Genomic DNA, 26151 nt, shown 5'->3' on the forward strand with positions numbered 1-26151 from the left:
GAAATAATGAAAATAACTGAAATTGAAGTGTTTGCGATTAGATTACCGCTCTATGAACCATTTGTGATCAGCTATGCATCGTATAGTGATATGCCATCTATCATTGTAAAAATGACGACAGATACTGGGCATGTTGGGTACGGTGAAGCAGTAGCGGACGATCATGTGACAGGGGAAAGTTGGGAAGGTACATTTGCTGTACTCCGCCATACACTTGCTCCTATTTTACTTGGTGAAAATCCAAGTCGCTTTGGGAAAATTCATGAAGTGATGGATCAGGCGATTTATGGTGTACCTACAGCAAAAGCGGCGCTTGACATGGCGTGCTTTGACGTAGTAGGCAAGATATATGGTATCCCCGCTTATGATTTACTTGGTGGACGTTATCATGAGAAGTTTCCGATTACACATGTGTTAAGTATCGCTTCACCTGAACATATGGCACAAGAGGCTGCCGAACGTGTGGCATTGGGCTATAGTTCATTAAAGATGAAAGTCGGTACCAATGCAGTGGAAGACGTCAAGCGAATTCAAGCAGTGCGCGAGCGCGTAGGGAAAGAAATCGCAATCCGTGTGGATGTCAATCAAGGCTGGGTTAACAGCTCTACGACATTACAAGCAATGAAGCAATTGGAAAGCTGTGATCTGGATTGGCTCGAGCAACCAGTAATAGCGGATGATATCGATGCAATGGTAGAAATCAAATCGAAAATCGCGACACCTTTAATGGTAGATGAAGGATTGCGTGGAGTGCGCGAAATGCGTGAAATTATCGCAAAGCGTGCAGCAGATAAAGTGAATATCAAACTCATGAAATGTGGGGGTATGTATCCTGCAATGAAGCTTGCATATATGGCTGAGATGGCGGGTATGGAATGTCAGGTTGGATCGATGGTGGAGTCGTCTATTGGATCTGCAGCGGGCTTCCATGTAGCTTTCTCACAAAAAGCGATGACAAGTGTAGAATTGACTGGGCCGTTGAAATTCAGTAAAGACGTCGGCAATCTGCACTATGATGTACCGTTTATTGAACTCAATGAAAAACCTGGATTGGGTATCGATGTAGATGAGCAAGCTCTAGAAGAATTGACAGTGCGTAAAGAAAAGGTGTCATTATGACGTTGCAAGCATCACTTTCACTTCTAACTGAAGATCAGTTGCCAGAAGTTGTAGCTTTACAAGAACGGGTCATTGCTGTTCTCGAGCAACCGGAATTCCTGCAATCATTAACGAATGAAGAGTTTGTGTATATCTTACGCGGCAATGGCATAATGGCGGGAGCTTTCGTAGAAGGTCGTCTCGTCGCTTTCCGTGCCATGTTGGATCCTGGTGAAGACGATGAGCATTTAGGAATCGATGTGGGAATATCACAAAACGAATTATCCAATGTGCTGTACTCGGAGATTTCAGCTGTGGATCCAGACTTTAGGGGAAACGGATTACAGACGACATTGGGTAAATGGCTGATGGAACATGTAAAGAAAGATCGCTATCGCTATATTTGTACAACTGTTGCACCTTTTAATATCCCGAGCTTGAAAGATAAATTTGCACTGGGTTTACGAATTAAAGGACTCAAAGTTAAATATGGCCATAAACTTCGTTATATTTTATTCAAGGATCTTCAAGAGCCTTTCTGTGAAAAGACTTCGCAACAAAAATCTCTTCTAATGGAGAATACTGAAGAGCAACAAAAATTGCTGGAAGAAGGTTGGATTGGGGAATATATTGAGAGACAAGACGACCATTGGTATGTAATATACGTGAAATAATAGATTTGTAACATGTAAGACTATGCCGTAAAGCGTAGTCTTTTTTTCATTCGCCGGATGATTTTCAAGTGCCCAACAGATGTAGAATGCAAACTCTATGGTAAAATTAAGGAACTACAAATTGAAAGGTTGATATCCGTAATGCGAAAATCTTCTATAAACCTCACTTCATTATCTTCAAAAGGAGGCTGTGGTTGTAAAATAGGACCTGCTGATTTAGCTGAAGTTCTTCGTACACTGCCTCCTGGTCTCGCGGATCCTAATTTACTTGTTGGATTGGATACAGGCGACGACGCAGGTGTATATAAGATAAATGATACGACTGCTATCGTGCAGACACTTGATTTCTTTACACCCATTGTCAATGATCCATATGATTTTGGACAAGTGGCGGCGGCAAATGCAATCAGTGATGTTTATGCAATGGGTGGTACACCAATTACAGCATTGAACATCGTCGCATTTCCCATTCACACACTTGATCGCAGTATCTTGACAGAGATCTTGCGCGGAGCTGCTGACAAATTGAAAGAAGCCGGTGCAGTACTCGTTGGGGGCCACTCCATTGACGATCAAGAGCCAAAGTTTGGTATGCAAGTAACTGGAACTGTGCATCCTGATAAGATTCGTACAAATGCAGGAGCAAAACCTGGCGATGTGTTGATTCTGACAAAACCAATTGGCGTAGGTATCATGACCACTTCGTTGAAAAATGGATTATTATCTGAAGAAGAAGAAATTCACGTTACAAAAGTGATGACAACGCTCAATAAAACTGCTGCTGAAGTGATGGATAATTACAGTATTCATGCTTCAACAGACGTGACGGGCTTTGGTTTGCTTGGACATGCTTCTGAAATGGCAACAGGTAGTGGAGTATGCTTGCGAATCGATAACGAGAAAGTTCCTGTTTTACCACGTACAAGAGAACTGGCAGAATCCGGTTCAGTTCCAGGTGGTACGAAAAACAACTTTGCACATATAGAAAATATGGTCGAATATCCGGAATCATTGGATCAAGTCGGCAGATGGATTTTATGTGACGCAGTAACTTCTGGCGGTTTGCTTGTAGCAGTTGCTGGAAATGAAGCAAATCGTTTGCATGAGAACTTGCGTGAAGCTGGAGTCGATGCACATATTATTGGAGAAGTAACTGATGAGTATAATGGTCGAATCATCGTGCAGTAAATCAAGGAGATGGGAAATTACATGGTACGAGACATTGCATTGACGGAAGCGCTCGAATTACAGAAAAATCATTCACATACATTAGTCGACGTACGCTCTCCGAAAGAGTTTGAAGAAGCAACTATTCCAGGTAGTATCAACATTCCGATTTTCACCAATGAAGAACGTGCGGAAGTGGGTACACTTTATAAGCAAGTAGGAAAACAAGCCGCGATGGATCATGGTTTGGCTATCTTCTCTAAGAAGCTACCCGAATTCATTGCGGAGTTTAGGAAAATCGACACGCAAATCACTGTGTTTTGCTGGCGTGGCGGCATGCGAAGCAAAACTGCAATGACCGTATTGGAATTGATGGGAATCCGCTCTAGTCGAATCAGTGGCGGGATTCATACCTATCGTCAGTGGGTCATTGCACGACTGCAAGAACCAATCAAACCTAAATTGCTCGTACTAAACGGTTATACAGGAAGCGGTAAGACGAAGATTCTTCATAAGCTGAAGGAAGACGGTTGTCCGGTCATTGATCTAGAAGGGATGGCAGGTCATCGTGGTTCGATATTCGGACAAATCGGTGTTCAGCCGAACAACCAGAAAAAATTCGAATTGCTAATTGCAAATAAACTCGAAAAGTATGAAAATGAACCGTATATCTTTATAGAGGGCGAAAGCAAACGCATAGGACAAGTACATATGCCGGAACTACTGTTTGAGAAAAAAGGACAGAGTCCACAATGGATTATTAGATTACCAGTCAATGTACGTGTCGAAGAAATCCTTTCCGAGTATGAACCGGAAAAACAACCGGATTTGTTTCTAGAAGCATTTGCTAGAATTCGCAAACGTATTCATCAACCAATCGCCGTACAAATTCAACAAGATCTGGAGAACGGACGGTTCACAGAAGCCGTAGAACAGCTATTGACTCACTACTACGACCCACAATACGAACACTCCGTAGCCCGCTTTGCTACAAATGACCAAGATGTCATCCAAGCTGAAACCGTACAAGAAGCGTATGAAGAATGCTTGAAACGGTATAAAAAGCTAATGAAATAAGTGAAGTTAGACTATCCTTTTGGGTAGTCTTTTCTATTACGTGAAAAAAACTAGTTGATGGAATTTGCCCTCGCGCATACTTACAATTCAAGTAATTATTTTTCAGTTCGATAAAATGCAAAAGTTTGTCAAATGATTAAATAGGGTATTCTAAAAACTATCATCAGTCAGACATTCAACAAGAAAAACTCATATAGAAAAGAGGAAATGTCATGATCGAACTTAAAACAAATTTGCCGGGAAAAAAGTCGCTATTTGGAGATGCGTGTAACATACTCATAGAACATGATATCCAAATGGGAGGTAACTGGGACTTCGATCGCGGAAACTTCGATACCATTTTGAATCAAGACGGTAGTGATACGATCTACTTAAGAATACCTTTTCACGTAGTTGACGGGGAACTCGATGAAGATAGTGCCATGATCGAATTTGACGTACCATTTATTATTAATCACGTAGTAAATATTGGATTGGATGACGATGACAGTCCTGTATTAGCTTCTGTTGGCCTAGACCAGTTCCAAACACCCGAAGATAAAGATGGACCTATTGTATACGATGAAAAATGGGTTCGTGAAGGTGAAGCACGAATAGCAAAATTTTCAGATCACCCTATTTTTATCGCTCCGCTAATATAGAACTTCATATTTTAAAAGAAGCAAGCAGCCCTAGAAAAATCGGGATTGCTTGTTTTTTGTATGGAAAAGACCTATCTTTTGATTTATCAATATATGTTAAGATGAATAAGGTGTGAAAAGTCAATTAACTTATACGTCTATTATATAGAAATAGAAAGGTTGGGAAATTTCATGTCAAAACGGCAAGATTATGTTTACTACACAAAATCCAAAGAAGCGCAGAAACAATTGTATAAGCGCTCCTTACTTGTTGTGATCATTTCCCAGATATTTAGTGGTGCCGGACTGGCAGCTGGCATTACAGTAGGGGCGCTATTAATTCAAGACATGACGGGAAATGAAAGCTTAGCGGGTATGCCGATTGCACTGTCCACTTTTGGTTCCGCATTCTCTGCCTATCTCGTCGGCAGGCTATCTCAACGTTATGGCCGTCGCCTTGGTCTCGGTGCAGGCTTTATTACCGGTGGTGTAGGAGCATTCGGGGTAATCTTTGCAGTGATGACCGGAAGTCTTGCTGTGTTATTCCTCTTTCTGTTTATCTATGGAGCAGGGACCTCCTCCAATCTACAAGCCCGCTATGCCGGAACAGATCTTGCGAATGAAAAGCAACGGGCCACTGCAGTCAGTGTCGCGTTGGTTTCAACCACAGTCGGTGCAGTAGCCGGACCAAATCTCGTCTTACCAATGGGACATGTGGCAGATTTCATAGGTATACCTTCATTGACCGGTGTATTTCTATTAGCAGGTGTCGCCTATGTATTATCCGGGCTGACATTCTTACTGTTTTTACATCCCGATCCTTTACTCGTTGCACGTGAGATTGAATTGGCCAAACAAAAAGAACGTGGAGAGTCTAGTGAAGGACATGTTGCTCATCAACATACGGCAAATAAGATGGGGATTTGGGTAGGAGGCATAGTACTCGTACTGTCGCATGGCGTCATGGTGGCTATTATGACAATGACCCCTGTCCATATGCAACATCACGGTGCTTCGATATCAGGAATTGGTTTAGTTATCGGTTTACATATCGCAGGAATGTACTTGCCGTCCATTTTTACTGGTGTACTAGTAGACCGAATCGGGCGACCGACTATGGTGATTGCATCGGGAGTGACACTTGCGCTAGCAGGTATTCTCGCAGCTTATGTAGCGGGAGAATCGATAGTGTGGATGTCTGTCTCGCTCATATTACTGGGGGTTGGCTGGAACTTCGGATTAATCAGTGGAACGGCGATTGTTATCGATTCTACTGATGTGTTGACTCGTGCGAAGATCCAGGGAAGCATCGATGTGTTTGTCGCACTAGCAGGGACTGTGGGTGGGCTGGCTTCAGGAATTGTCGTGGCGTTTTTAGGATTTTCCATGTTAAGTTTCCTCGGAACATATATTTCCTTACTACTTATTCCACTCGTAATTTGGATGCGTTATAAACAAAAAAATGTTTCAGCACAAACCGCCTGACAAAAACGGATTATTTCCTTGGAAATAATCCGTTTTTCATTCGTAACCGACATGCTTAGCTTTGTGGCATCGCTCCACTCTTCCACATAGATTAACAACGTAGAAAGAAATGGGAGGGATGGAGTATTGAATCAGCAAAGTGAGTATTGGATGAATCACTGGCAACATCCGCAATATCGTAGAATTTCAATGGAGCAGGCAAATGAAATTGCATTACAAAGAGTACGGGGTGAAGTGGTGAAGTCAGAACTGGAATTTGATGACGGTATGTTGATCTATGAAGTGGATATTCGCACAGCAGAAGGACATAAGTATGAAGTCAAAATAGATGCCGTGACCGGTGAGGTATTGAAAGTAAAATTAGATTGATTAGAAACAAGGAATGAAGCTCGATTACTTTTCCAATACTATTATTCTGTGTATGATAAAAGTAAGAACTATACACAGAAAGCAGGGAATTAGTATGTACACACCCATTGATTATTCCAATAATTTACAAGAGAAGTACGCGCAACTAACAACACAGTTGGATGCACTATTGTCAGGAGAGCCAAACGTATACGCAAACTTAAGCAATGCATCTGCAATACTTAATCAATTCTTCGACCGCATCAATTGGGTAGGATTTTACTTGATGGATGGTGATGAGCTCGTGCTCGGACCATTCCAGGGATTACCGGCTTGTATCCGTATACCGCTTGGTAGAGGTGTTTGCGGGACGGTGGCGAAGACGAAAGAGGGCTTGGTCGTAGCAGATGTCAATGCATTCCCAGGCCATATTGCATGTGACGCAGCATCTCGTTCCGAAGTTGTTGTACCGCTGATTAAAGATGGGGAAGTATTTGGTGTGCTCGACATCGACAGCCCCGAATTAAATCGCTTTACGGAAGATGATTTAGTGGGATTGACGCAAGTAGTAAAAGCGCTAATGAAACATATTTGAGAGAAGAATAGCTGAAGGTGAGAGAGACGTTACTCTGCGTTCCAGGTAGAGGCCGTTTTGGAGATAGGTAAGAGCGGTCGCTGAGTGGCATAGAGCGCCTAACTGGTAGGATAGAGCAATTACCGGGGTTCATAGAGCGGTTAAATAAATAGATAGAGCACTTATGAGGGTTTATTGAGCGGATAACGTGGCAGAATGAGCGTCTTTTCTAAAGAAAACGACAGGAGTAGATTGTAAGTGCAAGTCGACTCCCAAAGGTTCACCGCGAGCTCTCGGAGAAAGCGTCCGCTTGAAATGTCGACCAGCACTGCCTGACCATTTATTAGAGTATATTATGAAAAACCACGCCGGAGAAAATCCCCGGCGTGGTTTTTACATGCCTAAAATCCAAGTAAAGAAAATGACGACGATCGCAATCGGTGCGAAATAGCGTACAAGTACTTTCCACAAAGAGTGAAGAGCCGGGTGCATCCCTAACTCTTCCGCTGTATCCTCTTTCGTCAGTACGAAACCGGCAAATAAAGACACAGCTAATGCCCCGAGCGGCATCGCAATTCTACTTGTCAGCAAATCAGCGAAATCAAAAATGGAGTTGCCGAAAATACTGACGTCAGATAATAACCCAAACGATAAGGCACTTGGAATTCCTACTAAAAAGATTAGCCCGCCAAACACCCAAGAAGCACGCTTTCTTCTATCATGCTTTTTACGTATACCTGTAGAAACTACGATTTCGAGCATCGCTATAGCAGATGTCAATGTAGCAAACAGCATCAAGAAAAAGAAAATAATTAAAAACACGCCGCCAAATGGAATTTCATTGAAAATAGCTGGCAGGATGACGAAAATAAGTCCTGGTCCCGCTTCCGGTGAATGTCCTAACGCAAAAACTGCTGGGAAAATAACAAGTCCCGCTAGGATCGAAATCCCAATGTTCAGCATAGAGACATTAAACGCGGACTGTCCGAGTTTCTCTTCTTTCGAAAGGTAGGAAGCATAGGTCATCATCGCCGTCACACCGACACTTAGTGAGAAGAATGCCTGTCCCAACGCAACCAAGAAAGTAGTTCCGTTGAAGTAACTCCAATCTGGTACGAATAAGAAACGTACACCTTCCATCGCACCGTCTAGTGTTAGCGAACGAATCGCCAACACAATGAATGACAAGAATAACAAAGGCATGATCCAGCGGCTGGCCCGTTCAATTCCTCCACGAATCCCGCTTTGAACGATAAAGATTGTTAACGCCATAAATAACGCTTGTGCTAATAATACTTCCCATGGATTCGCAATCGTTGCATTGAATAGCTCGCCGTAATCCAGTCCACCTAATTTAAACGTAAAGGCTCGCGCCAAATACGATAAAATCCATCCACCGACAACACTGTAAAACGATAAGATGATGAAAGAAGAGACAAGTCCCATCCATCCAACCCATCCCCAATTGCGTCTCGTTGATAATCTTTTCAAAGAAGTCACGGCATCTGCCTGTCCTCTTCGGCCAATAACAAACTCAGCCAATAAAATCGGTAGACCGATCAATAATGTACAAATAATAAATAACAGCACAAACACGCTGCCACCGTTTGTTCCGGCCATATAAGGAAACTTCCAGATTGCACCTAGACCGATAGCACTGCCAGCAGCCGCTAAAATAAAACCAATCTTGGATGTCCATTGTTCACGCTGTTTCATAAGAGTCCTCGTTTCTTTAACTAAATCACAAAGTTAATAAATCTTATCATAATTTTAAGAAAGAATCGATAGTTGTGAAGTTAACAGAGAGTTTTGAAAACAATTTGCCTAATCTATAATGTTGGTGTAATATTACACCATTAGATGTGAAATGTAACCACGGGGTGATCTAGTGAATCAACAACAATTCGTACAACTGATTTCATTAAAGTTACGGGTAATCCGATTGGAGAAAGAATATTCTCAACAAAAAATGGCGGATGTGTTAGGGCTTTCCAAAAAGACGTTGATTCAAATTGAAAAGGCAAGGGCAACGGCTAGTTGGACAGCTGTCATAGCTGTCTGTGCTTTATTTCGTGAAAGTGAGGTATTGCAAGCTACTGTCGGTGGTGATCCGTTAGAAGTACTGGAAACCATTGCGCATGACGGTATTGACCGCCGAATGGATCAATCTATGGGCGGTAAAGTGTGGTGGCGTGACTTGGAAATGAAAGGACAATTTCGTTTACAGCAAAATGTAATTAGTCAGCATTTCCGTATTTTGGATAATGAGCATTATCGTTGGTACAGTTCGTTTGATGAAGACGAGGCACGGCATCGGCTGGAGGAACTGAGTGGAAAGTAAAAAGGAGGGACGCATATGATTGCACCCATAGCATTTGCGGTACTTTTATTGATAGCGTTACTATTTTTCACGGGAATTGGATTATTGTATTTATTGTTAATGGGATTGATCCACTATATTCCGTTAGCGCTAAGTGCAATGATCATTGTTTATGTGTGGATCGTTATGATGATCTTTCATGTCTTCAACACGCCGCAACGAAAGCGATTGTTCGGTATTATGGCAGGAGCAGTTCTACTCGGAGCGGCAGTTTGGCCGATAATGCATATATATAAAGAAAGTATTTCAACAGTGGATGCCGAAGTGGAAGTACGTTATTATGAGCCGTTTACAATTGGACAGGAATCCAAGCTTGTCGTACTTGATGAGGCGGCTACACTCGAACTGAAGGATGATTTACCGAGAATAGACGGTGCTACCGCACTATATCCCCTGTATGCAGCTTTTGTTCAAGCAGTCTATCCTAGAAAAGAATACAATCCGTATGATAGTGAAGTAATGGTCAATACAACACCTATCGCTTATGAAAATCTGTTTTCTGGCGAGGTAGATATAATTTTTGCAGCAGGACCTTCAGACGCCCAAATGAAAGTAGCGGAACAACTAGGGCTTGAGCTGAATTTAACACCAGTTGGAAGAGAAGCATTTGTCTTTTTTGTTAATCAAAAAAATCCCATTGATCATCTAGAATTAAAACAAATTCAAGATATCTATGCAGGGAAAATCACCAACTGGGAAGAAGTTGGTGGTAAAAACGAGCCGATTCGTGCATTCCAACGACCGGCAGATAGTGGTAGTCAAACAGGCTTGGAACGGCTGATGGGGGATATTCCGATTATGGATGCTCCAAAGGAAAATGTGCCCGAAGGAATGGGTGGAATAATAACAGAGGTCTCCAAGTATAGGAATTATAAAAATGCGATTGGCTATACATTTCGCTATTACTCAATGGAAATGGTAAGTAACGATGAAATCAAGCTACTCTCAATCAATGGTGTAGAGCCGACGAAAGATACAATCCGTACTGATGAATACCCAATTGCAACAGAATTTTATGTTATCACAGCGGGGACAGACAATCCGAATGTTGAGAAGTTCATTGAATGGATGGTTTCACCGCAAGGACAGGAATTAGTGGAAAAAGTAGGTTATGTGCCAGTGAAGAAGCCATGAATAAACGGTAATGAAGTAGAAGGAAAAGAAATAACTAATATTTACACGGCTCGCTTTTGTAGTCATTGCGAGCACGTCATGTGTGTAATGGCTCAATAATCATGTTGAATACACAGTGCATTTTTATCCTTAGCTAATTGGAGCGGTGAAGTAATGGTAAAACGATATTTGAACATAGTATGGCTCGTTATGAGTCTGATTCCAGCGCCATTCCTATTTCATTTTTACGAGTACGGTCAGTATATGAAGCGAGAAGATGCAACATACTTATTAGTAGTATCTATTTTATATATTGTGATAACAGGCATTTTATCTAGTATTATAAAGGTTCGTTACATCTTACTAATGAATATAATTATAGCCATAGTCTCTCTAATATTGGCTATGAATTTCATCTCAGATGATGGTGGATGGTTCAAGCCATTTGGTCGAGACGTTGTCATCTTGCTAACAGCGATCCCAGTTTTCATTGGACAATTATTGATTCGGACGATTGCTAAGCTCATTATAGATCGATAGAAAAAATGGCATGCCACTAAATTAGAGGCATGCCATTCTTCTTATTTCTTAAGTGTATGTTTCTTACCTGCTTGATCTGTCACGATTAACTGTGTAGCGGTAACTTCCATATCTTTCGCAAGAATAGTAGAAATCTTGCTTGTCTTTTTATCTAACAGATTATATTTATAGACACCTGTTTTGTTGAAATAATACATCGTAGAAAGATCAAACGCTACGGACTTATTATTTTGACTTACTTGGTTGGTTTTCGAAGTAGCTTCGACTTCATCAAAAATAACGCGCGCGTCGAAGTTCAATAATGTCTTTTTATTTTTTCCGTCCATCGCTACTGAATACAGCGTTAACGGATCGTCCAGTGGAGTTGTGGGATCGAATTTGGAATCGAAAACACGCTCTTTGTTCTTTTCAAGTGTATAGTAAATGCGATCGTTCCAAATGAACATATTGCGGAACTTTTGATCAATTGAAATACTACCAATTGTGTAACTCCGGTCATTTACATTCAATTTCACTAGATTATAACCTGCGGGCATTTTATTTCCTGCACTGATCAAATTCCAATACGGAATGAAAAGATCATCATTGTATAGAATCATTTGATAACCGGACATGAGCAGTACTCGGTTGATTCCGTTGTCTGGCATAGTCGAGCTATCCAAGAGTGTTAAACGTGTTCCTGCTTTTTTACTCTCTTTCAATAGCTTAGTAGAAGTTTTATCTTTTGCAATGGTATAAGTAAAACCGTTCTGTTCAATCGTTTTTCCTTTAACACTTACATAAGAACGATAGTCTTTCAACTTCATGGAATCATCCAGTGCGCGTACTAAAAATGTAGCAAACTGAGAACGTGTAACGGAGTCTGCTGGCATATATTTACCTTCAGAGCCGCCCGTAATGCCTTTTTTCGCAATTCCATTAATATCGGGGAATGACCAATGGGTCGGTGATACGTCTACAAACGTTGCTTGATGGTCGACAGGTATGTTAAATGAACGACGAATGATCGCGGCCATATGTGCACGTGAAGTATCTTCACCAGGACGCATGAAACCATTGTCTCCTCGCATGATGCCTTTTTCATTCACAGTTGCGAGAATTTGATAGTATGGAGATTTTTTCGAGACGTCCTTGAATTGCACTGTAGGGTTTTTTATCAATGGAATTTTCAATGCTTTTATTAACATAGAAGACGCTTGCGCCCGTGTAATGGGATCATTAGGCTTAAAGGTACCATCTGGAAAACCACCGATGATATTACGGTCGGCTAAATACATAATTTCTTTCTTTGCCCAATGCTTGTCTACGTCAGAAAATTGTGCGGCAGCCTGTGCATGAAATGGTGTTGCTGCAAAAATCAATAAAACTGTTAACAACCCGACTAGTTTATTCTTCATATAGGTAGACCTCCTTTAGGTATTCTATTAATTATACAGGACTTTAATGGGAAAATAAGGATCTTTAAACAAAAAAAACGACAAAAGAAGGAATTCTCTTGTCGGATTATTGAAACTTACTTTGTACCTATCTCGTATGTTTTCACAACATCGATACAACCCATCACGGATTGCAACATAGAACAATTTTTCTCCGTCAGCATCATGACTCGTGGCATTTTTTCTTCTGTGACGTCTGATCCAATAATAGTGAAATGAAGATGGATCTTTAGTAGGCGGCTTGCATCGTCTTGAGAACGTACAACCTCTTTTACATCAATTGCAATATCTTCTGCTGGCAAACGCATTTTATCAAGGACTTTTCGCATGACGCCACCACCACAAACAGCGATCGACGCAACCATTAGCTGATAGGGACGAAACCCTTTTTCTTCATTTGATGAAATGTGTAATGTACCGAATTCCGTTTCGGTATCAAATCCGTGTTCTGTCATATAAAATTTCATATGGATCAGCTCCTTTTACAGTTAGTATACGTTGTTTGAGGAAGAAACCCAATGAACGATAACTATCTTTCTGCGTTTAATTTCAAGGATTTGTGGAACACTGAAATTAGACTGAAAGGAGTGTTGAAACGTGAGTGAAAATAAGCAGCCGCACAAAACATTGACTGATAAAAATAATGGTCTTTCATCCGCACAGGAAGTATTGTACGCCAAAGAGTATAAACGAGCAGATAAGGCTACCGAGCAAGATAACAAGAAGAAGTAAGACATAAAAATAGTAAATGTGGTGTGCCTCAGTAGTCGTTATCCAACTACTGGGGTTTTTCTCATGAAATCGTCCTAACGGATTCTACGCTTTCACTGTATAATAAAAGTAAATGCTAAGACAAAGAGAACGAGGATATAGAAATGAAAAAAATAAGTTGGAAAAAGGTCGTTGTTTTACTAGTTACGATCTTTATTGTCTTTCAGATAGCAGGTAGCTTTTTCTTCTATAATTTGGCCATCAAACGTGGTCCCAAAGACTTCCTTACAAGCAATACCGACTTGAAAGTATCAGCCGAAACTATGGATGTATTTTTAAATGGAGACTGGTTAGATTGGGTTGATAAACAAGAGTTTGAAGAAATGCAGATGACTTCTAGAGATGGTTTAGAGTTAATGGGGTATTACTTGCCGGCCAAACAGCCAACTGACAAATTAGTGATTTTGACACATGGTTATTTAGGCCACGCAAAACAGATGGGATTGTACGGTCAATTTTATTATGAAGAACTCGGCTATAATATTTTCATGCCAAATGCTAGAGGACATGGAAAAAGCGGTGGAGATTATTATGGATTTGGTTGGCCTGATCGTTTGGATTTGATAGATTGGACGAAGTTGCTTACCAAAAAAGCGGGTACTAATACACAAGTGATCTATCACGGATTGTCTATGGGTGCTGCAACGGTATTGATGGCGAGTGGTGAAAATCTTCCGAATCAAGTGAAGGCAATCATTGCAGATAGTCCGTATCAATCCGTGTATCAGCTTTTTGCCTATCAATTAAATCGGATGTTCCATTTGCCAGCCTTTCCACTGCTTGATAATATGAACTTATTGACAAATGCAAAAGCTGGATATTCGTTGAAGGAAGCAGATGCGCTGAGTGCTGTACAGCGTGCAACTGTACCCATCCTGTATATACACGGCAACGCTGACACATTTGTCCCGACAGATATGGCAAAGAAACTGTATGAAGTAACGGAGAGTGATGCGGACATTTTTTTAGTAGATGATGCGAATCACGGGGAAGCGTTTGTGATGGATCAGGAAGCGTATAAGAGAAAGGTAGATGATTTTCTTGAGAGTCATTTATCGACATCGAACCTGTCAATTGACCTATCTCGCTAACCGTCCTATACTATTTTTACAAAGTAAGGGAAGCAGTATTTCTCATTATAAGGTCGTGACGTATTGGTAAAAGAAACAGTGAAGCAACTTTGTAAACAGCATACGGAACTGACTGATCAAGATGTACAGATTCTTCAGGAAATGGCGTTTAGTTTGCAGACTTACGCTGATTTATCGGATTCATATATGTTCATTGATTGCAAATTAAAACCAAGTAACCAAGCAATAGTCGTTGCGGAGGCTTTTCCAGTCGGTAGTACACCGCTATATAATAACTCGGTTATTGGAAAGATTGTTTTTGAATCTTTTGAGCCAGGTGTATTTTATTCTTATCGCAACGGAAAAAAGTCGATCATAAGACAGGCGATGACACAAGAAGGTATCGTGGTGGACCAGACCGTGGTACCAATTAAGAATACAAACCATCAAGTGATTGGTGTACTGATTTCAGAGAAGCAGGTTGTTTCACCGACTCCAACAGGCAATGTACAGAAATTTTCGGTAGTTACAGAAACCGCGGAAGATCAGATGACAAATTCGGGACTGGGTGTAGTTTCGGACTTATTGATGGAAATGCTCATTTTGACAGATGAAAGTAATCGGTTAGTATACGCGAATCCTTCAGGGTTAAGACTCATTTCTGAAATGAGTGAGAAAGATGATGTGCTTAACCGTGATTTATTAGAATTATTACCTTTTTTGAGGACGGTTTATGAGCAGGAAGATGATGTGTTTGTTTTTGAACTAACAATCCAGCGGAAAAACTTAATAGTGAAAAAGATAAGAATGCGTGAAAAAAATAAATCTCAAGAAACGTTATTGATTATACAAGATATTACCGAACTTCGTACAAAGGAAAAAGAATTGATGATGAAGTCAGTCGTGATAAAAGAAATACATCATCGTGTAAAAAATAATCTGCAAACAGTTGCAAGCTTGATAAGGCTGCAAATGCGTAAAGGTATGCCGGCCGAAAGTCGCTCTTCATTTGAAGAAACACTTAATCGTATATACAGTATTTCGTCTGTTTATGAAATTATCCTCACTAAAGAACATGCAGATGACGATGATGTAAATATCATAAATTTGACAAGAAAAATATGCTCAACTATGGTGCTGAATGAATATAATTTGAAAGTAGACTTGATTATTGAGCCGAATAACAATAAAATAGTAACAACCTCTAAGAAAGCGGTTTCAATCGCGCTTATCGTCAATGAGCTTATACAAAACTCTTTAAAACATGCATTTCAAGGCAAAGAAGAGGGGATTATTGATGTGGAATTTACCGTGGAAAATGATTTTGTAGAGATTCATGTGTCCGACAACGGCGTTGGAATGAAGAATCCGCAAACATCTCTTGGTACGGAAATCATTCACAATTTGGTTACCAATGACTTGAATGGTGAGTTTCTATATGTGCCCCGGGAGATCGGAACTCATGCAGTAGTTAATTTTCCAGTGGGTGCGGAGGTGGAAATTTTTGATGAGTAAACGAATCTTGATTGCGGAAGACGAATCCATCATTCGCATGGACCTGAAAATGACCTTGCAAGACCATGGCTATGAAGTAGTTGGGGAAGCAGGCGATGGGGACAGGGCGATCGAGCTAGCCTTCTTGCATAAACCGGATTTGATTTTGATGGATATCAAAATGCCGAAGATGAACGGTCTGAAAGCGAGCCGGATCATTGGAGAACAACTGGATATACCTATTCTCATTATCACCGCGTACAGCCAAAAGGAATTCGTAGAAAAAGCACAACAAGACAATATAGTTGGCTATTTGGTCAAACCTATATCTGAATCCAATTTAATACCGGCAATCGAAGTAGCTCTTCACCAATCAGACAAAGCAAAACGGCTGAAGAAAGATGTTCAGCAGGCTAAGCAAGAAGTGGAAAAGCGAAAAGTCATAGAGCGGGCAAAAGGTATTCTGATGAACATGGAGCAATTAACCGAGCAACAAGCTTTTAAAAGAATGCGTGATACGAGTATGTCTCGGCAAATGACAATGGAGTCACTTGCCATGGAAATTATTGATTCGCACAAGTAAATAGATCTAAGCAAAGACGCTTAAAGAGATACATTCTTTAAGCGTCTTTTTGTCTTCTTTTTTCGCGAATAACACTCGAATAGTGATAAGAGGGCGGTGTTTTTTAGACTAGGATTAAGTAAAAGACTACACAATATGACAGTAAGAGGGGGAAACTCAGATGGAAATGATCGGCACGGTGATTGTGTATATCATCATGGCCTGTGCAGTTGCAGGGGCATTTGCTTCAATCAAAAATCCGGAAGAAGGATTAGGTAAGGAATTCATGTCTGGATTACACGCAGTAGGACATATCTTCGTTCCTGCGGCGGGAATTATGGCGTCCATACCATACTTAACGTGGTTCATCAGTAAATTTATCGGTCCCATTTTTAACTCAATAGGAGCAGATCCAGCTATTGCAGCAACGACGATTTTGGCTTCAGATATGGGCGGATATCAGTTAGCAGAAGCTTTGAAAGTAACAAATGAAGGATGGATTATGGCGTTAATCGTCGGTTTTATGTCTGGTGCAACCATTGTATTCTCTATTCCAATGGGACTTGCGATGCTAGATAAGCGTGACCATAAATATATGGCGCTTGGTATCATGTCAGGTGTATTAACGATTCCAATAGGTGCTTTTATCGCATCTGTTTTAGTAGTGTTATTTAACACTGATGTGCGTGATGTAATTAGCACGACTGCTACATCCAATTATGAGTTTGCAATTAGTTATTTACAGATCTTTATAAATTTATTGCCATTATTAATATTTGTTGTGTTGATTGCAGTCGGACTGAAGTTCTTCCCGCGTATGATGATTAACGGGTTTATGATTTTTGGCCGCGTGATGGACGCTGCTATTAAACTAGTGTTAGTGTTCTCTATTGTTGAAATATTTACAGGCATTTTCACTAAAATCTTTGGTGTTTGGGGCTTCGATCCCATTATGGCAGATAAAGCAGACCAGTTCCGTGCACTTGAAACGGCGGGGTACATTGGTATCATGCTAGCGGGTGCATTCCCAATGATTTATTTGATTCGGAAGTATATGGGAAGACCTTTAGAATCTGCGGGGAAGAAAATTGGGCTTTCACCTGAAGGTAGCGCTGGTCTACTTGCAACCGTCGCAAATATCTTAGCGATGTTCTCATTGGTTCGTTATATGAGGCCAAAAGATAAAGTTATTAATATCGCGTTCGCGGTCTGTGCTGCATTCTTGTTGGGCGATCATTTATCGTTCACAGCGAATTTCCAGCCAAATATTATTTTACCGGTTATACTAGGTAAATTAAGTGCAGGAATCATTGCAATTATTATTGCGTACAAGCTATCTGTACCAACAGCATTAAAGCTAGAGAAGCAAGATCGTGAAGCTGGAATTATTAAAAAAGGTGAGTACGATACTGAAAACATTGAACCAGAAGCTTCTGCTACTAAAGTATAAAACTATATAGGGTGTGTGTATAATGAGCGAAGAAAAGAAAAGATTTATACAGGAATTTGTTCCAGGAAAACAGATTACACTCAGTCATTTGATTGCTAATCCCGATCCTGATATGTTTCAGAAGTTAGGCATCCAAGAGGCCGGTGCCTTAGGTATCCTCACTTGCACACCGAGTGAAACGGTAATTATTGCAGGTGACTTGGCTACGAAAGCAGCGAATGTTCGCATTGGATTCCTCGATCGATTTACCGGTAGTCTTGTCGTTGTAGGTAGTGTTTCGGAAGTAGAGATGGCTATGCTAGAGATAAATCGCTTTTTATCGGAGAAGTTAAAGTATACGCCAGCTGAAATTACAAAATCATAAGGAGTGAGGACGATGCGAAACAAGGCGATGCTGATCGGTGCGGTACGGGCGGGAAAGTCTACATTGACAAATGCCTTATTGGGCCGAGAAGTAGAAGCTTTCAAAACGCAAACGCTCAGTTATTATGATTGGATTGTTGATACTCCGGGCGAGTACACAGAAAATCCAATGTTCTACAAAAATATTATGGCTACCGCGCTTGAAGTAACGCACGTATTGTATTTGCAAGACGCAACGAGTGAGAAGCTTATTTTCCCGCCAGGTTTCAGCATGGGCATCCCGAAACTACCCATTGGAGTGATCACCAAATGCGACCTTCCGGATGCGGATATAGATCGTTCACTTGGCATGTTAAAGACTGTCATGAACGAAGGGCCTATCGTTATGGTTTCTTCTAAAACGGGCATGGGCATCGAACATCTTAAGGAATTGACAAAGCTTAACGACCTTCAAGCGATGCGACATTACGCAGAGTCAAAAGCTGACCAGCACTTGATCTTTCTCGGCTAATATTCTTTACAGGTAAGTAGGAATTTGATATAGTAAATTTCATACAAGTGAATAAAAACGGCAAAGGCGCCTTTACATCCCGTGGGAAAATCCATGGGTTTGTAAAGGCGTCTTTTTTATATCAAAAGTGGAGGACAATAAGTAATCAGAAAGGAGTGTGGGCGTGAGCAATTTCAATAAGCACGAAACCATTATTAGTGCAGGAATTGATATTGGCACAAGCACGACGAAACTGATTATCAGTCGATTTTCCCTACGTAATGTGGCGGGCGCAACACATGTGCCAAGAATAGAAATTACAGACAAAGAAATACTTTATAAAAGTCCGGTATTCCGAACGCCATTACAAGATGCAGTGACGATTGATGTAGCAGGTGTCCAAGAGATTATACGCAGAGAATATGAAAAAGCCGAAATTCAGCCTTCTCAGATCGAAACAGGAGCTGTTATTATTACCGGTGAAACCGCTACCAAGCGAAATGCCAGTGAAATGTTGCATCTTTTATCTGAAGAAGCAGGTGATTTCCTCGTAGCAACGGCAGGCCCTGACTTAGAAGGCATCATTGCAGCAAAAGGATCAGGCAGCTATGAATTGTCTGGAAAAAGTGGGCAAGTAATCGCCAATATAGACATTGGCGGCGGAACGGCAAATATTGCAGTGTTCCAAGACAAGCAACTGCTTGGCACATGTACGATGCATATTGGCGGTCGCTTGATCGAATTTGAACACGGAAAAGTCCGTACAATTTCACCGCCTGTCGAACGGTTATTGCAAGACCAAGGCTATACGTTACAAGTTGGAGATCCACAAAATGCATCAGCAGTAACTTTTGTAACGACTTATATGGCAGAAGCGATGGCACGTATTTTGAAAAAAGAAGTTCATGCTCAAGATCAAGTGCTGCTGCTCGGTCATGAACCGAACTGGCTGCAGCCGGTCGATACGATCGTCTTTTCAGGTGGTATATCCGAATGTATGTATCATCACACTACTGAAGAAGTCCAAGAAGCGAAGTACGATGATATGGGAATTCAACTCGCGGAAGCGCTGCTACAAAATACATCGTTGCAACACTTTACTTGGCAGGAGCCAGTGGAAACTGTGAGGGCTACTGTGTTGGGAGCTGGAACACAGACTACTGAAATTAGCGGGGCTACCATACAGGTTGCACCACATGAGTTGCCATTAAAGAACATCCCTATTTATCAATACGACTTTGAAGAAAATCTTGAGACAGGATTATCCCAGTTCGAAGATGCGGTTCAGCAGGCAGTTACTTTATACGACTCAGCAAAAGAAGGGCAAAACTTCGCACTTTATCTATCCAATCTTCCCTATCTCGGATTTCGCGATGTGCAGAAACTGGCCAGTGCAATTGTTCAGATCATGAACGAGAGGCCGCGACCTGAACAACCGATTATATTGGTCATTCAATCAGATCATGCCAAAGTGATTGGCCAAACACTGGCAGCGTTACACGTGAAACAAAGTATTATTTGTATAGATCAAATCAATGTGGAAACAGGCGATTACATCGATATCGGCAATGCGCTCACTTCAGGCGTCGTGCCGGTCGTCGTGAAAACCTTAACTTTCCATACAACGTAAAGGAGGTCTTGTACGTGAATTTATCCACTACATTAGGCGGCGAACGATATGTGTTCCATGACCTAAAAGAAGTGCTAGCAAAAGCGAATGAAGAGAAATCTGGAGATCGTCTCGCAGGAATTGCGGCGGAAACCGTGCAAGAACGAATCGCTGCCAAAACAGTCGTCAGTGAGTTGCTTGTAAGCGATATCCGTAACAATCCACTGATTCCAATTGAAAGTGATGAAGTCTCACTAATTATTGAAAATGATATTAACGAGAAGGTCTATGGTGAAATCCAGAACTGGAGCATCGCAGAGCTGCGTGAATACATTTTGAGTAATGAAGTAGGCGACCGCGAATTAAAGCGTCTCAGCCGTGGATTGACTTCGGAAGTCATCGCAGCCGTCACAAAGCTAATGTCTAATCTCGACTTAGTGCACGCGGCTAATAAAATTGAAATCTTATCAACATGTAATATTACAATCGGTCAAAAAGGTACATTGTCTTCCCGTCTGCAACCGAATCATCCGACAGACAATATTGATGGAATCATCACTTCGTTAAAAGAAGGCTTGTCTTACGGTATCGGTGATGCGGTAATTGGAATCAATCCAGTAGATGATTCTGTGGAAAGTGTAAAGCGTGTGTTGAATGCAACGAAAGATTTCATTGATGAATGGGAAATTCCGACGCAAAACTGCGTACTCGCACATGTTACGACACAGATGAAAGCAATCGAACAGGGGGCACCTGCCGATATGATTTTCCAAAGTATCGCGGGAACAGAAAAAGCTCACCGTTCATTTGGTATTTCGGCGGAATTAATTGCAGAAGCGAAAGATCTATCACTGAAAATGGGCACGGGTACAGGTCCTCAAACGTTGTATTTTGAAACAGGACAAGGATCTGAATTATCGGCTGAAGCGCATTACGGCGTAGATCAAGTAACTATGGAAGCACGTAACTACGGATTTGCACGACATTATGATCCGTACATCGTTAACACAGTCGTCGGATTTATTGGACCAGAATACTTGTACAACAGCAAGCAAGTAATCCGTGCTGGCCTTGAAGATCACTTCATGGGCAAGCTTCATGGTCTTCCGATGGGTGTAGATATTTGCTATACGAACCATATTAAAGCAGATCAAAATGACATTGAGGATTTAAGTATCTTATTATCAGCGGCAGGTGTGAACTTCATCATCGCAGCACCAATGGGTGATGACGTTATGTTGAATTACCAGTCCATGAGCTTCCATGACGTGGCGACTGTTCTTCAGACGATGGGCAAAACACCAGCACCTGAATACTTGAAATGGCTTGAAAAGATGGGGATTTATGAAAATGGCATGCTGAGCAAACATGCCGGAGATCTCACGCTCTTCAATCGATAGGAGGTGGATGGACTTGAATGAAGAATTAATTCAGCAAATCACAAAAATGGTTGTGGAAAAACTGGAGGCCGCAAATAGCAGTCAAAAAATACAACCGTCAACGAATGAACAGAAAATAGAACTATTTTCACAGCAACCGATCGGACATTTGGAAGTGGAAACTGTGGGGAATTCGCCTAGTGGCGCAGTGACATTCCATAGTACGACGAAAGAGCCGAAGCGAAATATTTCTACTGTAAAACCCAAGCCGACGACAGCGTATGGTAACCCGAAATCAAAACCACAAACAGCTTCTGAAGAAGATAAGCTGGCAGAATATCGTAAGAAAACACCAGCGCGCGTAGGAGTTGGGCGCGCAGGCTCACGTCCGAAAACAAAAACGTGGCTACAGTTCCGACTGGATCATGCAGCAGCGGTTGACGCAGTCTACGGTGAAGTACCGGATAACTTGCTTGAACAGCTAGGTTTGTTCCAAGTGCAATCCAAAGTGGCAGATAAAGAAGAATACATTCGACGCCCGGATCTTGGTAGAAAGCTTTCAGACGAAGCAAGATCTTTAATTCAGGAGCGTTGTAAGAAATCACCCGTCGTACAAATCGTAGCGTCAAACGGACTGAGTGCGAAAGCGATAGAAGAAAACTTGGAAGACGTCTACTTGTCATTACAACAATCACTTAACAACTTGAATATTGATATGGGAACAACATTTTATGTCGATAAGGGACGAGTTGCCGTAATGGATGATATCGGAGAGCTGTTGCAACCTGATGTTGTCATCATGCTGATCGGTGAACGTCCAGGTCTTGTTTCTGCAGAGTCGCTAAGTGCTTATATGTGCTACAAACCTCGACATGGCACGATTGAAGCAGATCGTATGGTCATCTCGAATATCCATAAAGGAGGAATCCCTCCTGTCGAGGCGGGTGCATTCCTCGGGACGATTATTCAGAAAATCTTAAAGTATGAAGCGAGCGGTGTATCGCTTGTTCAAAAGGAAGGATAAGGAAGGGGGAGGGCAAATGAAAATCTATGCAGATATATTGTCGATGCAAGTCATATCAAATGTCAGTCCGGAACTTGCTGAGAAGTTTCGATTGAAGTCTAACCAGCGAAGCCTTGGGATAGTAACGACGACAATTGACGACGTCGGCTATACAGCAATTGATGCAGCAACGAAGCATAGTGATGTGGAAGTGGTCTACGCAAAAAGCTTTTACGCGGGTTCAGCTCATTCTTCTGGCCCGTTATCGGGAGAGTTTATTGGAATCATTGCAGGTTCGTCACCGGAAGAAGTGAAAAGCGGCCTTGATTCAATTCGTATAACGATAGAGCACGAAGCGTATTTTGAAGCGATCAACGGTAACCCGAATCATACGTTATATGCGCATACCATCTCCAGTTGTGGGAGTTATTTGGCTGACATGGCCAATGTATCCGATGGACAGTCATTGGCATACTTGATTGCACCGCCTGTTGAAGCTGTTATCGGTTTGGACGCTGCTTTAAAAGCAGCTGACGTTACACTTTGTGTACTCTATGCACCTCCCTCCGAAACAAACTTCGGCGGTGGCCTGTTGACAGGCAGTCAATCTTCTTGCAATGCTGCAGCCGACGCATTCCGGGAAGCGATACAGAAGATGGCAGATGATCCGTTAAGTTACTGATAGATAAGCATGTAGAAAGGAGTGGTTAAATTTGGTCCAATTAGTGGATAATGATTTATTAGCTTTGCAACAAATGCGTACAGCCGTCCAAACTGCAAAAGAAGCACAAGAGAAATTTATGGGCTATTCTCAGCAACAAGTCGACAAGATTGTCAAAGCCGTAGCGGATGCTGCCTTTGAACAATCCGGTCGCCTCGCGCAACTAGCAGTAGAAGAAACAGGTATGGGGGTAGCAGCTCATAAGAAAATTAAGAACGAAGTGGGCTCCCGAGACGTATATGAAAGTATTAAAGATATGAAAACAGTCGGTGTCATCAAAGAAGACCATATGAATAAAGTCTTGGAAATCGCTGCTCCGTTTGGTGTAGTTGCCGCTATTATCCCGACAACCAACCCAACATCGACAGCGTTCTTCAAAACGTTGATTTCATTGAAGACACGAAATTCCATTGTAGTTAGCCCTCACCCTTACGCAGTGGAATGCACACACGAAGCATTAAAAGTATGTGATGCAGCAGCTGTTGCAGCGGGTGCACCGGAAGGTTTGATTCAATGTCTCACGTTGGCTTCGATGGAAGCTACACAGCAATTAATGTCGCATAAAGATGTTAATCTAATCATTGCAACAGGCGGTAGTGCGCTCGTCAAAGCGGCATATAGCTCCGGTAAGCCGGCTTACGGTGTAGGCCCTGGGAATGTGCCAGTGTATATCGAACGTTCCGCAAAGATTGAAAAAGCAGTAAAAGACATTGTGGACAGCAAATCATTTGACTACGGTACGATTTGTGCAACCGAGCAAGCCATTGTTGTCGATAAGCACGTCGTGGATCTCGTTACGCGTGAGTTGAAGAAAAACGGCGCGTATATTTTATCGGATGATGAGAAAAAGATTATGGAAGGTATCATCTCACCGGTACCCGGTAAGGTGAATCCGAAAGTGGTCGGTAAGAGCCCACAGTTCATCGCGAAAATGGCAGGCATTTCTTTACCTGAAGGCACGCGCTTGATTGTTGGGATGGAAACGAAAGTTGGTAAAGACGTACCGTTTTCATTGGAGAAATTATCACCGATTTTCGCTATGTATGTCGTGGATGGTGTGAAGCACTCGAAAGAAGTGTGCCTCGACTTGCTAAATCTTGGCGGGCGTGGACATAGCTTGGCACTACATACCGAAATCGATGCAGTAGCTCGTGAATTCGCTATGGAAATGCCAGTATCCCGTATTTTGGTCAATACCATGTCTTCTATTGGAGCAGTTGGTGGTACGACAGGTTTAATGCCATCATTCACATTAGGGTGCGGAACATTTGGCGGTAATATTACATCAGACAATGTCACAGCTAAGCACTTGTTGAACATTAAGCGGATGGCATATGGCACGAAGGAAGTACAACTGCCGAAGCACTCAGAGCCTGTAGAGAGTTCCAATGACCAGCTCGTATCTAGTGTGATGAACAATGTATCAGCCACAACAAACAACAACATCGATCCAGCATTAGTACAGAACTTAGTTAGTGAAATCGTTAAACAACTTACAAAATAAAACACTATTAGGAGGAAACAATTATGAACAGAGAAGGTACAGCATTAGGAATGGTAGAAACTAAAGGATTAATCGGTGCAATCGAGGCAGCAGACGCAATGGTGAAAGCAGCAAGCGTAAACTTAGTAGGTAAAGTACATGTTGGCGGCGGAATCGTAACAGTTATGGTACGCGGTGATGTAGGCGCAGTAAAAGCGGCAACAGACGCAGGTGCTGCTTCAGCACAACGTGTAGGTGAATTGCTTTCTGTTCACGTAATTCCAAGACCACATAATGAACTAGAAATGATGTTACCAAAAAGCGAATAATCACTGCTGACATAGTAGAAAGGCGTGAACTAAATGAATCAGCAATTGATTGAACAAATTGTCGGAGAAATTCTTGGACAATTAGGGAAAGCTCCCGTTCAATTGCCGGAACGAGCGGTTCCTATTGCAGTTTCCGCCCGTCACGTACATTTACAGCCTGAACATGTGGAAGTATTGTTTGGCACAGGGTATGAATTGACACAGCGGTCCGAGCTTTCACAGCCGGGCCAATTCGCCGCCAATGAAACGGTGATGATTGCAGGACCTAAAAGCAGCATTGAACGTGTGCGTATTTTAGGGCCTGTCCGAAAAGCGACCCAAGTTGAGGTCAGCTTTACGGATGCTATGAAGCTCGGCGTCAAGCCCCCACTTCGGGAATCCGGCAATATTGAAGGATCAGCACCGATTACATTAATTGGACCAAAAGGTAGTGTGCATATAAACCAAGGTCTTATTATTGCACAGGCACATATCCATATGGCGCCCACTGATGCTACGCGCTTTGGCGTGGAAGACGGGGAATATGTCACAGTGGAAGCGGACGGAATGAGATCTATTTCATTCCGCAATGTACGCATTCGAGTGAATGAGCGATATCGTCTTGAAATGCATATTGATACCGATGAAGCAAATGCAGGTTTCATTTCACAGGGGTCGATTGGTCGTCTAGTGAAATCGGATGACGCAAAAGAAACGGTACCTGTACAAACGATGATGAAAACGGTGACGACGACTACTCCAGTAAATGCTCCAGTGACATTTGAATTCACAAAAAAGCTTTTGTCGGCTGAAGACGTGTCCGAGATTTCAGAAAAGGAAATTGTTATTAATAAAGGCACAATTGTGACGGCACTAGCAAGAGATACAGCACGTGAACTCGGTAAAACGATATCTAGTAGAAAGTAGAAAAAGGTG

The 26151-nt window shown here is 41.9% G+C and carries 28 protein-coding genes; 25 read left to right on the forward strand and 3 right to left on the reverse strand.

All coding sequences use genetic code 11. The features are described 5' to 3' along the window. Nucleotides 1–6: 6 nt before the first annotated feature. The 8 genes from CSV73_RS03455 to CSV73_RS03490 all read left to right on the forward strand — a co-directional run bounded on the left by CSV73_RS03455 (nt 7) and on the right by CSV73_RS03490 (nt 7064). Entirely contained in the window at nt 7–1119 is a 1113-nt protein-coding gene (locus CSV73_RS03455; protein ID WP_099626661.1) for a mandelate racemase/muconate lactonizing enzyme family protein, read from the forward strand. Next, on the forward strand, nt 1116–1772 hold the full coding sequence (locus tag CSV73_RS03460; RefSeq protein WP_099626662.1) for a GNAT family N-acetyltransferase: 657 nt from the start codon (nt 1116–1118) through the stop codon (nt 1770–1772). Before CSV73_RS03455 ends, CSV73_RS03460 begins: the two co-directional genes overlap by 4 nt. A 141-nt stretch (nt 1773–1913) precedes the next feature. Continuing rightward, nucleotides 1914–2960, forward strand: a complete 1047-nt coding sequence (gene selD, locus CSV73_RS03465; RefSeq protein WP_099626663.1) for a selenide, water dikinase SelD — start codon at nt 1914–1916, stop codon at nt 2958–2960. Between the two features lie 21 nt (nt 2961–2981). Further along, nucleotides 2982–4016, forward strand: a complete 1035-nt coding sequence (gene mnmH, locus CSV73_RS03470; RefSeq protein WP_099626664.1) for a tRNA 2-selenouridine(34) synthase MnmH — start codon at nt 2982–2984, stop codon at nt 4014–4016. A gap of 212 nt (nt 4017–4228) precedes the next feature. Then, complete coding sequence (locus CSV73_RS03475; RefSeq protein WP_085132157.1) at nt 4229–4657, forward strand: YugN family protein; 429 nt, start codon at nt 4229–4231, stop codon at nt 4655–4657. Nucleotides 4658–4828: 171 nt separating this feature from the next. Beyond that, the gene (locus CSV73_RS03480) at nt 4829–6121 is read left to right on the forward strand and encodes an MFS transporter (protein ID WP_099626665.1); all 1293 of its coding nucleotides are present in this window, start codon (nt 4829–4831) and stop codon (nt 6119–6121) included. Nucleotides 6122–6247: 126 nt separating this feature from the next. After that, nucleotides 6248–6490, forward strand: coding sequence for a PepSY domain-containing protein (locus tag CSV73_RS03485; protein ID WP_233202834.1), 243 nt, complete (start codon nt 6248–6250; stop codon nt 6488–6490). Nucleotides 6491–6584: 94 nt separating this feature from the next. Then, the gene (locus tag CSV73_RS03490; RefSeq protein ID WP_099626666.1) at nt 6585–7064 is read left to right on the forward strand and encodes a GAF domain-containing protein; all 480 of its coding nucleotides are present in this window, start codon (nt 6585–6587) and stop codon (nt 7062–7064) included. 372 nt (nt 7065–7436) lie between these two features. Here the strand turns inward: CSV73_RS03490 and CSV73_RS03495 are convergent, their stop codons facing one another. Beyond that, nucleotides 7437–8759, reverse strand: coding sequence for a sodium-dependent transporter (locus CSV73_RS03495; RefSeq protein ID WP_085132154.1), 1323 nt, complete (start codon nt 8757–8759; stop codon nt 7437–7439). 172 nt (nt 8760–8931) lie between these two features. Here CSV73_RS03495 and CSV73_RS03500 point away from each other — a divergent pair, with 172 nt between their 5' ends. The 3 genes from CSV73_RS03500 (at nt 8932) to CSV73_RS03510 (ending at nt 11076) form a co-directional block, all read left to right on the forward strand. Then, nucleotides 8932–9384 (forward strand): helix-turn-helix transcriptional regulator, encoded by a 453-nt coding sequence (locus CSV73_RS03500; protein ID WP_085132153.1) that lies wholly within the window; start codon nt 8932–8934, stop codon nt 9382–9384. A gap of 15 nt (nt 9385–9399) precedes the next feature. Further along, nucleotides 9400–10557: a PstS family phosphate ABC transporter substrate-binding protein gene (locus CSV73_RS03505; RefSeq protein ID WP_085132152.1), complete on the forward strand. Its 1158-nt coding sequence runs from the start codon at nt 9400–9402 to the stop codon at nt 10555–10557. Between the two features lie 153 nt (nt 10558–10710). Continuing rightward, a complete protein-coding gene (locus CSV73_RS03510) occupies nt 10711–11076 on the forward strand; it encodes a hypothetical protein (protein WP_099626667.1) in 366 nt (121 codons plus the stop codon). 41 nt (nt 11077–11117) lie between these two features. Here CSV73_RS03510 and CSV73_RS03515 read toward each other — a convergent pair whose 3' ends face one another. Both CSV73_RS03515 and CSV73_RS03520 read right to left on the reverse strand, forming a co-directional pair. Next, nucleotides 11118–12473 (reverse strand): S-layer homology domain-containing protein, encoded by a 1356-nt coding sequence (locus CSV73_RS03515; RefSeq protein ID WP_099626668.1) that lies wholly within the window; start codon nt 12471–12473, stop codon nt 11118–11120. A 116-nt stretch (nt 12474–12589) separates the two neighbouring features. Beyond that, a complete protein-coding gene (locus tag CSV73_RS03520; protein WP_085132149.1) occupies nt 12590–12979 on the reverse strand; it encodes an OsmC family protein in 390 nt (129 codons plus the stop codon). A 130-nt stretch (nt 12980–13109) separates the two neighbouring features. Here CSV73_RS03520 and CSV73_RS03525 point away from each other — a divergent pair, with 130 nt between their 5' ends. The 14 genes from CSV73_RS03525 to pduL all read left to right on the forward strand — a co-directional run bounded on the left by CSV73_RS03525 (nt 13110) and on the right by pduL (nt 26142). Beyond that, nucleotides 13110–13244, forward strand: coding sequence for a YfhE family protein (locus CSV73_RS03525; protein ID WP_085132148.1), 135 nt, complete (start codon nt 13110–13112; stop codon nt 13242–13244). 143 nt (nt 13245–13387) lie between these two features. Next, a complete protein-coding gene (locus CSV73_RS03530) occupies nt 13388–14374 on the forward strand; it encodes an alpha/beta hydrolase (RefSeq protein WP_199092929.1) in 987 nt (328 codons plus the stop codon). A 63-nt stretch (nt 14375–14437) separates the two neighbouring features. Then, nucleotides 14438–15868, forward strand: a complete 1431-nt coding sequence (locus CSV73_RS03535; protein WP_099626670.1) for a sensor histidine kinase — start codon at nt 14438–14440, stop codon at nt 15866–15868. Continuing rightward, nucleotides 15861–16430 (forward strand): ANTAR domain-containing response regulator, encoded by a 570-nt coding sequence (locus CSV73_RS03540; protein ID WP_085132138.1) that lies wholly within the window; start codon nt 15861–15863, stop codon nt 16428–16430. Before CSV73_RS03535 ends, CSV73_RS03540 begins: the two co-directional genes overlap by 8 nt. A gap of 160 nt (nt 16431–16590) precedes the next feature. Next, a complete protein-coding gene (gene eutH / locus CSV73_RS03545) occupies nt 16591–17859 on the forward strand; it encodes an ethanolamine utilization protein EutH (protein ID WP_085132137.1) in 1269 nt (422 codons plus the stop codon). Nucleotides 17860–17881: 22 nt separating this feature from the next. Next, nucleotides 17882–18223, forward strand: coding sequence for an ethanolamine utilization microcompartment protein EutS (eutS, locus tag CSV73_RS03550; RefSeq protein ID WP_085132136.1), 342 nt, complete (start codon nt 17882–17884; stop codon nt 18221–18223). 12 nt (nt 18224–18235) lie between these two features. After that, the gene (locus CSV73_RS03555) at nt 18236–18733 is read left to right on the forward strand and encodes a EutP/PduV family microcompartment system protein (RefSeq protein WP_085132135.1); all 498 of its coding nucleotides are present in this window, start codon (nt 18236–18238) and stop codon (nt 18731–18733) included. Between the two features lie 163 nt (nt 18734–18896). After that, entirely contained in the window at nt 18897–20342 is a 1446-nt protein-coding gene (locus CSV73_RS03560; RefSeq protein WP_099626671.1) for an ethanolamine ammonia-lyase reactivating factor EutA, read from the forward strand. 14 nt (nt 20343–20356) lie between these two features. Continuing rightward, nucleotides 20357–21721 (forward strand): ethanolamine ammonia-lyase subunit EutB, encoded by a 1365-nt coding sequence (locus tag CSV73_RS03565; protein ID WP_085132133.1) that lies wholly within the window; start codon nt 20357–20359, stop codon nt 21719–21721. A 7-nt stretch (nt 21722–21728) separates the two neighbouring features. Continuing rightward, a complete protein-coding gene (eutC, locus tag CSV73_RS03570; protein ID WP_369802567.1) occupies nt 21729–22724 on the forward strand; it encodes an ethanolamine ammonia-lyase subunit EutC in 996 nt (331 codons plus the stop codon). A 16-nt stretch (nt 22725–22740) separates the two neighbouring features. Continuing rightward, the gene (gene eutL / locus CSV73_RS03575; protein WP_233202835.1) at nt 22741–23385 is read left to right on the forward strand and encodes an ethanolamine utilization microcompartment protein EutL; all 645 of its coding nucleotides are present in this window, start codon (nt 22741–22743) and stop codon (nt 23383–23385) included. Nucleotides 23386–23458: 73 nt separating this feature from the next. Next, complete coding sequence (locus CSV73_RS03580) at nt 23459–24928, forward strand: aldehyde dehydrogenase family protein (RefSeq protein WP_233191750.1); 1470 nt, start codon at nt 23459–23461, stop codon at nt 24926–24928. 23 nt (nt 24929–24951) lie between these two features. After that, nucleotides 24952–25236: a BMC domain-containing protein gene (locus CSV73_RS03585; RefSeq protein ID WP_085132129.1), complete on the forward strand. Its 285-nt coding sequence runs from the start codon at nt 24952–24954 to the stop codon at nt 25234–25236. A 33-nt stretch (nt 25237–25269) separates the two neighbouring features. Continuing rightward, the gene (gene pduL / locus CSV73_RS03590) at nt 25270–26142 is read left to right on the forward strand and encodes a phosphate propanoyltransferase (RefSeq protein ID WP_099626674.1); all 873 of its coding nucleotides are present in this window, start codon (nt 25270–25272) and stop codon (nt 26140–26142) included. Nucleotides 26143–26151 lie beyond the last annotated feature (9 nt).

The sequence above is a fragment of the Sporosarcina sp. P1 genome (assembly GCF_002743155.1).
GTDB lineage: Bacteria > Bacillota > Bacilli > Bacillales_A > Planococcaceae > Sporosarcina > Sporosarcina ureae_B.

Excerpts from the sequence above, each read along its gene's own strand:
- pduL (WP_099626674.1), top strand. The coding sequence starts at position 25,270 with ATGAATCAGCAATTGATTGAACAAATTGTCGGAGAAATTCTTGGACAA.
- CSV73_RS03520 (WP_085132149.1), bottom strand. The coding sequence starts at position 12,979 with ATGAAATTTTATATGACAGAACACGGATTTGATACCGAAACGGAATTC.
- CSV73_RS03585 (WP_085132129.1), top strand. The coding sequence starts at position 24,952 with ATGAACAGAGAAGGTACAGCATTAGGAATGGTAGAAACTAAAGGATTA.
- eutS (WP_085132136.1), top strand. The coding sequence starts at position 17,882 with ATGAGCGAAGAAAAGAAAAGATTTATACAGGAATTTGTTCCAGGAAAA.
- mnmH (WP_099626664.1), top strand. The coding sequence starts at position 2,982 with ATGGTACGAGACATTGCATTGACGGAAGCGCTCGAATTACAGAAAAAT.
- CSV73_RS03540 (WP_085132138.1), top strand. The coding sequence starts at position 15,861 with ATGAGTAAACGAATCTTGATTGCGGAAGACGAATCCATCATTCGCATG.
- CSV73_RS03515 (WP_099626668.1), bottom strand. The coding sequence starts at position 12,473 with ATGAAGAATAAACTAGTCGGGTTGTTAACAGTTTTATTGATTTTTGCA.
- CSV73_RS03480 (WP_099626665.1), top strand. The coding sequence starts at position 4,829 with ATGTCAAAACGGCAAGATTATGTTTACTACACAAAATCCAAAGAAGCG.
- CSV73_RS03510 (WP_099626667.1), top strand. The coding sequence starts at position 10,711 with ATGGTAAAACGATATTTGAACATAGTATGGCTCGTTATGAGTCTGATT.
- CSV73_RS03490 (WP_099626666.1), top strand. The coding sequence starts at position 6,585 with ATGTACACACCCATTGATTATTCCAATAATTTACAAGAGAAGTACGCG.
- CSV73_RS03505 (WP_085132152.1), top strand. The coding sequence starts at position 9,400 with ATGATTGCACCCATAGCATTTGCGGTACTTTTATTGATAGCGTTACTA.
- CSV73_RS03530 (WP_199092929.1), top strand. The coding sequence starts at position 13,388 with ATGAAAAAAATAAGTTGGAAAAAGGTCGTTGTTTTACTAGTTACGATC.
- eutL (WP_233202835.1), top strand. The coding sequence starts at position 22,741 with ATGAAAATCTATGCAGATATATTGTCGATGCAAGTCATATCAAATGTC.
- CSV73_RS03455 (WP_099626661.1), top strand. The coding sequence starts at position 7 with ATGAAAATAACTGAAATTGAAGTGTTTGCGATTAGATTACCGCTCTAT.
- CSV73_RS03555 (WP_085132135.1), top strand. The coding sequence starts at position 18,236 with ATGCGAAACAAGGCGATGCTGATCGGTGCGGTACGGGCGGGAAAGTCT.
- CSV73_RS03475 (WP_085132157.1), top strand. The coding sequence starts at position 4,229 with ATGATCGAACTTAAAACAAATTTGCCGGGAAAAAAGTCGCTATTTGGA.
- CSV73_RS03580 (WP_233191750.1), top strand. The coding sequence starts at position 23,459 with ATGCGTACAGCCGTCCAAACTGCAAAAGAAGCACAAGAGAAATTTATG.
- CSV73_RS03460 (WP_099626662.1), top strand. The coding sequence starts at position 1,116 with ATGACGTTGCAAGCATCACTTTCACTTCTAACTGAAGATCAGTTGCCA.
- CSV73_RS03495 (WP_085132154.1), bottom strand. The coding sequence starts at position 8,759 with ATGAAACAGCGTGAACAATGGACATCCAAGATTGGTTTTATTTTAGCG.
- eutC (WP_369802567.1), top strand. The coding sequence starts at position 21,729 with ATGGACTTGAATGAAGAATTAATTCAGCAAATCACAAAAATGGTTGTG.
- selD (WP_099626663.1), top strand. The coding sequence starts at position 1,914 with ATGCGAAAATCTTCTATAAACCTCACTTCATTATCTTCAAAAGGAGGC.
- eutH (WP_085132137.1), top strand. The coding sequence starts at position 16,591 with ATGGAAATGATCGGCACGGTGATTGTGTATATCATCATGGCCTGTGCA.